8 protein-coding genes are annotated in these 9,764 nt (G+C 70.2%); 3 read left to right on the forward strand and 5 right to left on the reverse strand.

What is annotated here, in order from left to right; all coding sequences use genetic code 11:
• From M878_RS47720 to M878_RS97465, 3 genes are all read right to left on the reverse strand, one after another.
• The coding region (locus M878_RS47720; protein WP_031224805.1) for a CHAP domain-containing protein at positions 1–1,433 on the reverse strand (1,433 nt) is incomplete at its 3' end.
• 220 nt (positions 1,434–1,653) lie between these two features.
• Positions 1,654–1,977: a hypothetical protein gene (locus tag M878_RS62280; RefSeq protein ID WP_023546660.1), complete on the reverse strand. Its 324-nt coding sequence runs from the start codon at positions 1,975–1,977 to the stop codon at positions 1,654–1,656.
• A gap of 8 nt (positions 1,978–1,985) precedes the next feature.
• On the reverse strand, positions 1,986–2,159 hold the full coding sequence (locus M878_RS97465) for a hypothetical protein (protein WP_023546661.1): 174 nt from the start codon (positions 2,157–2,159) through the stop codon (positions 1,986–1,988).
• A gap of 348 nt (positions 2,160–2,507) precedes the next feature.
• Between M878_RS97465 and M878_RS62285 the strand changes: the two genes are divergently transcribed.
• A complete protein-coding gene (locus M878_RS62285) occupies positions 2,508–3,500 on the forward strand; it encodes a helix-turn-helix transcriptional regulator (protein ID WP_245238086.1) in 993 nt (330 codons plus the stop codon).
• 127 nt (positions 3,501–3,627) lie between these two features.
• On the opposite strand, the gene glgP is transcribed toward M878_RS62285, so the two are convergent.
• Entirely contained in the window at positions 3,628–6,246 is a 2,619-nt protein-coding gene (gene glgP, locus M878_RS62290) for an alpha-glucan family phosphorylase (RefSeq protein WP_023546663.1), read from the reverse strand.
• A 17-nt stretch (positions 6,247–6,263) separates the two neighbouring features.
• Complete coding sequence (locus M878_RS97470) at positions 6,264–6,422, reverse strand: hypothetical protein (RefSeq protein ID WP_158692686.1); 159 nt, start codon at positions 6,420–6,422, stop codon at positions 6,264–6,266.
• Between the two features lie 156 nt (positions 6,423–6,578).
• On the opposite strand from M878_RS97470, the gene M878_RS62295 reads away from it, so the two are divergent.
• Positions 6,579–8,825: an alpha-1,4-glucan--maltose-1-phosphate maltosyltransferase gene (locus tag M878_RS62295; RefSeq protein ID WP_031224807.1), complete on the forward strand. Its 2,247-nt coding sequence runs from the start codon at positions 6,579–6,581 to the stop codon at positions 8,823–8,825.
• A partial coding sequence (locus M878_RS99805; RefSeq protein WP_023546665.1) for an alpha-amylase family glycosyl hydrolase occupies positions 8,822–9,764 on the forward strand: 943 nt, incomplete at its 3' end. The genes M878_RS62295 and M878_RS99805, both read left to right, overlap by 4 nt.

Here is a 9,764-nt window from a genome sequence, read left to right on the forward strand (position 1 = left end):
TGCCAGGTGTCGCCTCCGTACAGCTGCACGCGGGCACCGAACTTCCCCGCGACGCCGGTGCCCGGATACATCCACATGATGTCGTTGCTGTCGATGCCGACGAGGTCGGGCTTGCCGTCGCCGTTCAGGTCGGCCATGACCGAGTGCGTCAGAGTGACCGGGGGCGGGGTGGTGGAGCCCGAGGAGGGGTCGTGCAGCCAGCTGACGCCGCTGCCCCAGTTGTTCTCCGAGGAGACCACCCAGTTGTTGACACTCATGGTGCCGGTGCCGGAGTCGTCCCAGTTCTGCTGCAGAATGTCGATGTACCCGTTGCCGTTGGAGTCGACGTGGTTGCCGGTCACGATGGCGGTGTGGCCGTAGGTGTCGGAGAAGTTCATGCTGACCACGTCACCGGGCTGCGGGGAGACACCGGCGGTGCCGTTGGTCTCGGCGACCAGCTTGCTGCCGGGGTAGTTGCCGACGACCTCGTTGCCGTTGGCGCTGTAGGCGCTGGAGACATATCCCGCCTGGTACATGTAGCGCATGGGGAGTTCGACGCACTCGAACTGGTACTCGCCCCAGCCGCCGATGCTCTCGGTCGGTTCGGAGCCTCCGTTGCGGTCGGCGTGGGTGGGGCCGCAGGCGGGAATGCCCTCGTAGGTGACGTTGCCCAGCTGGAAGTTGTTGGGGTAGTCCCCCTCGTCGCAGTTGCCGCTCCAGAAGGAGGGCACGCCGTACGTGGTGCTGGTCGCGGCAGTGACATGACCGGCGAGCTGCCCGGACGCATGGCCCGGAGCCGCGGCGCGGGTCTTGGCCGGCGTCTTGATCGTGGTGGCCCGGGCGGTGGTGGCGGATGTGACGGACAGGGTGGGTCTGTAGCGGGTTGCGGTGGCCGCTCGCTCGTCGCGGACGATCCATATGCGGTTCCCCGCCTCGACCACCCACTCCACCATGTCGACGGGAGTCCTGTGGGTGCCGTCGACTGCCAGGCTGATCCTGGTCGCGACTCCGGGGACGCGTCGGCCGAAGAGCTCGGCGGACGGCCCGGCCTTGGTCTTTCCGCCGGCCGCTCGCCGCAGGGCGGCGAGATGTGCGGCCCACGACGCGGCCTTGCCCTTGGCCGCGATCCCGAGCTGCTGATAGCCGTCGGTGTCATGCCCGTAGGGGACGGCCGTGATCTCGATCTGGCGGAAGGGCTTGTTGGAGGTGGCCGTGGCCGCTTGGACCAGCGTGCCGGCGGGCGTCGCCGAGAAGGCCGCCGCCGGCAGGTCTTCACCGTGCACGGTCAGTGCGACTCCGTCGACCACGGTGGAGGCGGACCGGCTCGGGTGCACGGCCGCGGCGGCATGGTGGACGGGCGTCGCGGCGTAGGAGGCACCCGCGCCGGCGCCGAGGGCCACGACGGTGGCGACGGCTGAGGCGAGGAGCGCGCGGGAGCGGGGGAACGAGGACATGCAGGATCTCCTGTGGATGGACGCGTTCGGCTGCCCGGAAGGACGCAGCCGAGGGCAGGCTGGGGATGTGGTGGCGCCAAGAGGCGTGGGGCAGCAGCGTTCGTCGGACTGGCGGCCCGTCAGGTCCGGTGCAGCACGGGCGAGGGGACGGCTGTCCTGCAGGAACAGCGGTCGTCGGTGAAGCGGGGGCGCGTATCGGTGCGGGCCACGGCGAAGGCGGTCAGCGTGAGGGGCCGTCAGGTGCCTCGGCGGGCGTTTGCGGTGCCAGGTAGCGCTCGCGCAGCAGGGGCGAGGCCTGGTGGCAGCGCGTGAGCAGGGAGCCCGCCCGGTGGAGCGCGGTGCGCGACGCGGCGTCGGGCGAATTGCGGGTGAGCAGGAAGAGCAGGAGGTCGACCCGGTCGAGTTCGGCGCGGCACGTCACGTGTTCGAGGCCGTCGTCGGGGACCGCGTGGGCCCATAAGGCGCCGAGGACTTCGGCCGTCTCGCCCAGCGGGGGCTGGTCGTCCGCGGGGCGGCGCGGGAGGCTGGCGTAGACGATGTCCATGCGCCGGCTCAGCCCCACTGCACGTTGGCGGGGGTGGCGGTGGCCACCGGCGCCGCGGTGGTCTGGTCGGCTGTCGTGGTCGCGGCGGGGGCAGCGGCGACCGCCGCGAAGGGCAGGAGGACGAGGGTGCCCAGCGCGAGGGTGGCGACCGCGGAGGCCTGGACAATGCGGGTGCGGAGCATGGTGGGTCTTCCTGTTCTGGCGATGTCGACGGGTGTCCTGTTCCGGTCTCGCGTCCCGCGGTTGACGCTTGGTCCGGCGCCGTTCGGGCTGTTCCCTGCCGGCGAGGAACAGATTCGCGGCAGATCCACAGTCCCGGAAGGCTTTCCCGCTGTCCCCAATCAGCCAGTCCGGATCCGGACATGTTGTAGTGGACATGCCATTCGCATGGGCGGTGGTCCCTGATGCGGAACATGGCGCAGCTGATCATCCGGCCCCGCTTCGCCGCACGGCAAAGACCGCGTAAGCGATCTTGAGTGCTCGTAGTGAGGCTGCGACGATACGCACGCCATCACCGTGGTGGCCGACACATGACATTGGGGGGAAGAGTGTTGGAGGCCCTCGGGCTGACAGCCGCCGCCGCAGCGGTGTACCAGGCGATGCTCGACCAGCCCAGGGACGGAGTGGATCAGCTCGCGCGGCACTGCAATCTGAGCCCCGGGCAAGTCCACGACTGCCTGGACGAACTCGGGCAGCTCATGCTGGTCCGCGCCTCCAGCGAGTACCCCGGCCAGATGCGAGCCGTCAGCCCCGAGGTCGGCCTCGCCGACATGCTCGCGCGCCAGGAAGCCGAGCTCGCCGCCCGCCAGGCCCAGGTGGCCGCCTCCCGCGCCGCCGTCACCCGCATGGTCGCCGAACGGGCCGAACACCGTGCGACCCACGGCGAACGCCTCCTCGGCATGGACGCCATCCAGAGCCGCCTCGAACAACTGGCCCGTGCCATGACCCACGAATGCCTCGGAGTCCACCCCGGCGCCAGCCACCGCCCCGAAGACCTCGCCGCGGCCAGGGCCGCCGACGAAGGGCCCCTGGCCCGCGGGGTCACCATGAAGACCCTCTACCAGGACAGCACCCGCAACGACCCCCACACCACCACCCACGCTCACTGGCTCCTCAACCAGGGCAGCGAGGTCCGCACCGCTCCCGTCCTCCCCCAGCGCCTCGTCATCTTCGACCGGGCCCACGCCATCGTCCCCATCGACCCTGCCAACACGCGCAAGGGCGCCCTCCACGTCACCGAACCAGGCATCGTCAACGCCCTCATCGACCTGTTCGAACAGACCTGGAACACTGCCGTCCCCCTCGGAGCCCTCCGCCTCGATGAACCGCAGACCGGCCTGACCGATACCGAGCGCGAACTCCTGCGCCTCCTCGGCAACGGCCTCACCGACGACGTCGCAGGACAGCGGCTGGGGATCTCCAGCCGCACCGTCGGACGCCACATGGCCTCCATCATGGAACGCCTCGGCGCCACCAGCCGCTTCGAAGCGGGCATCAAAGCCGCCCACCGGGGCTGGCTCTGACGCCCGCGCCGTGATCGCGCTGCCCGCCGGCTGCCGGGCAGGTCCGGTCCCGTACGACAGGGACCCGGCCGTCGGAACCCTCGTCCTCCCGGCCGGGTCCTGCGCCCTGTTCGTCCGACCAGGTCACTCAGCGCAGCAACACCCCCGCCCCCGCCACCCCGTCCTCCGGGGGCACCGCCACCAGGCCCAACTCCGCGCTGGAGGCCAGCAGACGGTGGCTCGGGAGGATGCGGACCGTGTAGCCGTAGGGGCCGGTGCGGTCCAGGGCCAGGGGGCCCTCGTACAGCAGGCGGCCCTCCAGATCCGGGGTGCCGGTCGGTTTCAGCGGGACCACCGTGGCGTCCGTGATGCGGTCCTCCGCGTCCACCCGCCCGGACACCGCCTGGACCTCCACGTCGTCCGGGGCCAGCTCACCGAGGCCCACCCGGACCCGCAGCCCCACCGTCGTGCCCAACTCCGCCGTGGCCGTCGTCGCCGTCGTCTCCACGTGGTCGACGCTCACCCCGGGCCAGGCCACCCGCACCCGCGTCTTCCACTCGGCGAGTTCACGTGCCGCGTCGGGGGTCAGCACGCGGTGCGCCCGCGCGGCGGGGACGTAGAGCCGCTCGACGTACTCGCGGACCATACGGCCGGCCAGCACCTTGGGGCCGAGCAGGGTGAGGGTCTGGCGGACCATCTGGATCCAGCGGTCGGGCAGGCCGCCCCGGCCGCGCTCGTAGAAGCGGGGGGTGATCCGCTGTTCGAGGAGGTCGTACAGCGCGGCCGCCTCGATGTCGTCCCGGCGGTCCGGGTCCGTGCCCACCCCGTCCGCCGTCGGGATGGCCCAGCCGAAGTCCGGCTGGAACCATTCGTTCCACCAGCCGTCCAGGACGGAGAGGTTCAGGCAGCCGTTCAGGGCCGCCTTCATGCCTGAAGTGCCGCACGCCTCCAACGGCCTCAGCGGGTTGTTCAGCCACACGTCGCAGCCGGGGTAGAGCTTCTGCGCCATCCCCATGCCGTAGTCGGGGAGGAAGACGATCCGGTGGCGGACGCGTGGGTCGTCGGCGAAGCGGACCAGCTCCTGGACCAGGCGTTTGCCGCTGTCGTCCGCCGGGTGCGCCTTGCCCGCGACGACGATCTGGATCGGGCGGTCCGGGTGGAGCAGGAGTTCCAGCAGGCGGTCACGGTCGCGCAGCATCAACGTCAGGCGTTTGTACGACGGGACCCTGCGCGCGAATCCGATCGTCAGGACGTCCGGGTCCAGCACCCCGTCGATCCAGCCCAACTCGGCGTTCCCCGCGCCGCGTTGCCGCCACGACGCGCGCAGCCGCTCGCGCACCTCCAGCACCAGCTGTTCGCGCAGGGTGCGGCGCAGCTCCCAGATCTCCTGGTCGTCGATCTCCGCGACCGAGTCCCAGCGCTCGGAGCCGCCGACGCTCAGCGCGTCCTCGGCCCGCTCCGTGCCGACCTGCCGGGCGCCCAGGCGCAGGACTTCCGGCGCCACCCAGGTCGGCGCGTGCACCCCGTTGGTCACGGAGGTGATCGGCACCTCCTCGGCATCGAATCCCGGCCACAGCCCGGCGAACATCTCCCGGCTGACCTGCCCGTGCAGCAGCGACACCCCGTTGGCCCGCTGGGCCAGCCTGAGTCCCATCACGGCCATGTTGAACAGATTCGGCTCGCCGCCCGGATAGGTCTCCATGCCGAGGCGCAGCACACGGTCGACCTCGATGCCGGGCAGCTCGGCGTCCGCCCCGAAGTGCCGGGCGACCAGCTCCCGGTCGAAGCGGTCGATGCCGGCCGGGACGGGGGTGTGGGTGGTGAAGACCGTGCCCCCGCGGACCGCCTCCAGCGCCGAGTCGAAGTCCAGCCCGCCGGCGCACAGTTCGGCGATCCGCTCCAGGCCGAGGAAGCCCGCGTGTCCCTCGTTGGTGTGGAACACCTCCGGCTCCGGGTGCCGGGTGAGCCGGCAGTACGTCCGTACGGCCCGCACTCCTCCTATGCCCAGCAGCATCTCCTGCAGCAGCCGGTGCTCGCTGCCGCCGCCGTAGAGCCGGTCGGTCACCCCGCGTTCACCGAGGTCGTTCTCCTCCACGTCCGAGTCGAGCAGCAGCAGCGGCACCCGGCCGACCTGGGCCAGCCAGATCCGGGCGTACAGCGCCCTGCCGCCGGGCAGTGCGAGGGCGACCTGCGCCGGAGCGCCGTCGGGCTCCTTCAGCTGGGTGAGCGGGAGCTCGTTGGGGTCGAGCACCGGATAGTGCTCCTGCTGCCAGCCGTCCCGGGACAGCGTCTGCCGGAAGTACCCGTGCCGGTACAACAACCCGACACCGATCAGGGGTACGCCGAGATCGCTGGCCGCCTTCAGATGGTCCCCTGCCAGGATGCCGAGGCCGCCGGAGTACTGGGGCAGCGCGGCCGTGATGCCGAACTCCGGGGAGAAATAGGCGACGGCGCCGGGCATACCGTCCGCCTGGGTCTGATACCAGCGGTCGCCGGTCAGATAGTCGTCGAGGTCGTCCGCGACCGCGGTCAGCCGGCGCAGGAAGCGCCGGTCCCCGGCCAGCTCGGCCAGCCGGGCCGGCCGCACCCGGCCCAGTATCCGCACCGGGTCGCCCCCGGCGGCGGACCAGGCCTCGGGGTCGACGGACTGGAACAGATCGCGCGTTTCCGCGTGCCAGGACCAGCGCAGATTGCGCGCCAGGTCGCTCAGCGGCCGGAGGGGTTCGGGGAGAACGGGACGGACGGTGAACCGACGGATCGCCTTCACATGCCACCTCGGGCGCGTTACGGGGTGAGACGTACGGCGCCGTACGTCTCCTCGTCACCCTCGACGGTAATGGTTACCCGGGCGTCGGCGGGGAGGCGCCCGACGGGGGTGTCGGGGCGTGGAGCGGCGGCCGGCGGGCACCCGGAAAAAAGGGGGCCGGTCTTGCGGATGGACATACGCGTGAGTAGTTAACAAAGTTCCGGATTGCCCACCCGAAGAGGGTGGGAAGGCTCCTCCGGTACACACCCCACAGGCGTCCCACAGCACCTCCGCAGGACCCACCTCCCCACATCCCTCCGCCCACACCCACGTTGACGCGGACAGGAGCGGTCATGCCCGCCACGCACCATTCGTCACCACCTCCGACAAGCGCCAAGGCCACGGCAGCGGCACCGGCAGCAGCGACAGAGAAGAAGCCGGCCGGGAAAAAGCCGGCAAAGAAGGCAGCGGCGAAGAGGACAACGGCAAAGAAGACACCGGGCGAGAAAGCCGCGAAGCCCGCCGCCCGTGTGCCCGGTCCGCCCGGCTCCGCCGACGCCCGGCCCGCCGCCTCGGCGGAGACCACCCTCGGCCGTATCCCCGTCCTCGACGTACGTCCCGTGGTCCAGCACGGGCGCAGGCCGGCCAAAGCGGTGACCGGTGAGTCGTTCGAGGTGTCCGCCACCGTCTTCCGGGAGGGGCACGACGCCGTCGCGGCCAACGTGGTGCTGCGCGACCCGGCCGGCCGGCCCGGCCCGTGGACCCCGATGCTCGAACTCTCCCCGGGCACCGACCGCTGGGGCGCCACCGTCACCGCGGGCGAACCGGGCCGCTGGACCTACACGGTGGAGGCATGGTCCGACCCGGTAGCCACCTGGCGGCACCACGCGCGCATCAAGATCCCCGCGGGCATGGACACCGAGCTGGTCCTGGAGGAGGGCGCACGGCTGTACGAGCGCGCGGCCGCCGGGGTGCCCGAGGAGCAACGGCCGGTCCTGCGGGAGGCGGTCGCGGCCCTGCGGGACGAGAACCGTCCGGCCGCCTGGCGCCTCGCGGCGGCACTGGCCCCGGAGGTGGACGCGTTGCTGGCCCGGCACCCGCTGCGGGATTTGGTGACCGCGTCCGATCCGATGCCGCTGCTGGTGGAGCGTGAACGCGCCCTGTACGGCTCCTGGTACGAGTTCTTCCCGCGTTCGGAGGGCACCGCCGAGCAGCCGCACGGCACGTTTCGTACGGCCGCGCGCCGGCTGAAGCCCATCGCGGACATGGGCTTCGACGTGGTCTACCTCCCGCCCGTCCACCCGATCGGCACGACCTTCCGCAAGGGCCGTAACAACACGCTCACCGCCGGCCCGGACGACGTCGGCGTGCCCTGGGCGATCGGCTCCCCCGAGGGCGGCCACGACAGCGTCCACCCCGGCCTCGGCACGATCGAGGACTTCGACTTCTTCGTCGGCGAGGCCCGCGCACTCGGGCTGGAAGTAGCCCTCGACTTCGCGTTGCAGTGCTCGCCCGACCATCCCTGGGTGCACAAGCACCCCGAGTGGTTCCACCACCGGCCCGACGGCACGATCGCCTACGCCGAGAACCCGCCGAAGAAGTACCAGGACATCTATCCGGTCGCCTTCGACGCGGACCTGGAAGGGCTGGTCGCCGAGACGGTACGCATCCTGCGGCACTGGATGGGTCACGGGGTGCGGATCTTCCGGGTCGACAATCCGCACACCAAGCCGGTCGTCTTCTGGGAGCGGGTCATCGCCGAGGTCAACGGCCCGGACCCGGACGTGATCTTCCTGGCCGAGGCGTTCACCCGCCCGGCGATGATGCACACCCTGGCCCAGATCGGTTTCCAGCAGTCGTACACCTATTTCACCTGGCGCAACAGCAAGCAGGAACTCACCGACTACGCCAGCGAGTTGGCGGGCGAGGCGGCGGCCTACATGCGGCCGAACTTCTTCGCCAACACCCCGGACATCCTGCACGCCTACCTCCAGCACGGCGGCCGGCCCGCCTTCGAGGTGCGTGCCGTGCTCGCCGCGACCCTCTCCCCCGCCTGGGGCATCTACAGCGGCTACGAACTGTGTGAGAACACCCCGCTGCGAGAGGGCAGCGAGGAATACCTCGACTCGGAGAAGTACCAGCTCAGAAGGCGTGACTGGGAAGCCGCCGCCCGCGAGGGCCGTACCATCGCACCGCTCGTCACCAAGCTCAACACCATCCGGCGGCAGAACCCGGCCCTGCGCCAGCTGCGCGATCTGCACTTCCACCACGCCGACAAGGAACCGCTGATCGCCTACTCCAAGCGGAGCGGTTCGAACACGGTTGTGGTGGTCGCCAACCTCGACCCCCACCACACCCAGGAAGCCACGGTCTCGTTGGACATGCCGCAACTCGGCCTGGAATGGCACGAGTCCGTGCCGGTGCGCGACGAGCTCACCGGCGAGACCTACTACTGGGGCAGGGCCAACTATGTGCGACTTGGGCCCGGTGGCGCGCATGTGCTTACCGTCGGCCGGGGGTCCGGGGGTTGCCCCCCGGATGAACACAGCACCGTCCTGCGACCGTCCAACCCGCAGATCGGAGGGTCACCCACAATATGATCGTCAACGAACCCGTTCCGGACACTTTCGAGGACACTCCCGTCAAGGACCGGGACCCGGAGTGGTTCAAACGCGCCGTCTTCTACGAGGTCCTGGTCCGCTCCTTCCAGGACAGCGACGGCGACGGCATCGGCGACCTGAAGGGTCTGACCGCCAAGCTGGACTATCTGCAGTGGCTCGGCGTGGACTGCCTGTGGCTGCCGCCGTTCTTCAAGTCCCCGCTCAGGGACGGCGGTTACGACGTCTCCGACTACACCGCCGTACTACCGGAGTTCGGTGACCTCGCCGACTTCGTGGAGTTCGTGGACGCCGCCCACCAGCGCGGCATGCGCGTGATCATCGACTTCGTCATGAACCACACCAGCGACCAGCACCCGTGGTTCCAGGAGTCGAGGCGGGATCCGGACGGTCCGTACGGGGACTACTACGTCTGGGCCGACGACGACAAGCAGTTCCAGGGCGCGCGGATCATCTTCGTCGACACCGAGGCCTCCAACTGGACGTACGACCCCGTACGCAAGCAGTACTACTGGCACCGCTTCTTCTCGCACCAGCCGGACCTCAACTACGAGAACCCGGCCGTGCAGGAGGAGATGATCTCCGCGCTCAGGTTCTGGCTGGATCTCGGCATCGACGGGTTCCGGCTCGACGCCGTGCCGTACCTGTACCAGCAGGAGGGCACCAACTGCGAGAACCTGCCCGCGACCCACCAGTTCCTGAGGCGGGTGCGCAAGGAGATCGACAACCAGTACCCGGACACGGTGCTGCTGGCCGAGGCCAACCAGTGGCCGGAGGACGTGGTCGACTACTTCGGCGACTACTCCTCCGGCGGCGACGAGTGCCACATGGCCTTCCACTTCCCGGTCATGCCACGCATCTTCATGGCCGTACGCCGCGAATCCCGCTATCCCGTCTCCGAGATCCTCGCCAAGACACCGG

It is taken from the genome of Streptomyces roseochromogenus subsp. oscitans DS 12.976, from assembly GCF_000497445.1.
Lineage (GTDB): Bacteria > Actinomycetota > Actinomycetes > Streptomycetales > Streptomycetaceae > Streptomyces > Streptomyces oscitans.

What these genes read in the sequence shown, in the direction of transcription:
- M878_RS62280 (WP_023546660.1), bottom strand. Translation starts at nt 1,977, where the DNA reads ATGGACATCGTCTACGCCAGCCTCCCGCGCCGCCCCGCGGACGACCAG.
- M878_RS97465 (WP_023546661.1), bottom strand. Translation starts at nt 2,159, where the DNA reads ATGCTCCGCACCCGCATTGTCCAGGCCTCCGCGGTCGCCACCCTCGCG.
- M878_RS62285 (WP_245238086.1), top strand. Translation starts at nt 2,508, where the DNA reads ATGACATTGGGGGGAAGAGTGTTGGAGGCCCTCGGGCTGACAGCCGCC.
- M878_RS97470 (WP_158692686.1), bottom strand. Translation starts at nt 6,422, where the DNA reads ATGTCCATCCGCAAGACCGGCCCCCTTTTTTCCGGGTGCCCGCCGGCC.
- M878_RS62295 (WP_031224807.1), top strand. Translation starts at nt 6,579, where the DNA reads ATGCCCGCCACGCACCATTCGTCACCACCTCCGACAAGCGCCAAGGCC.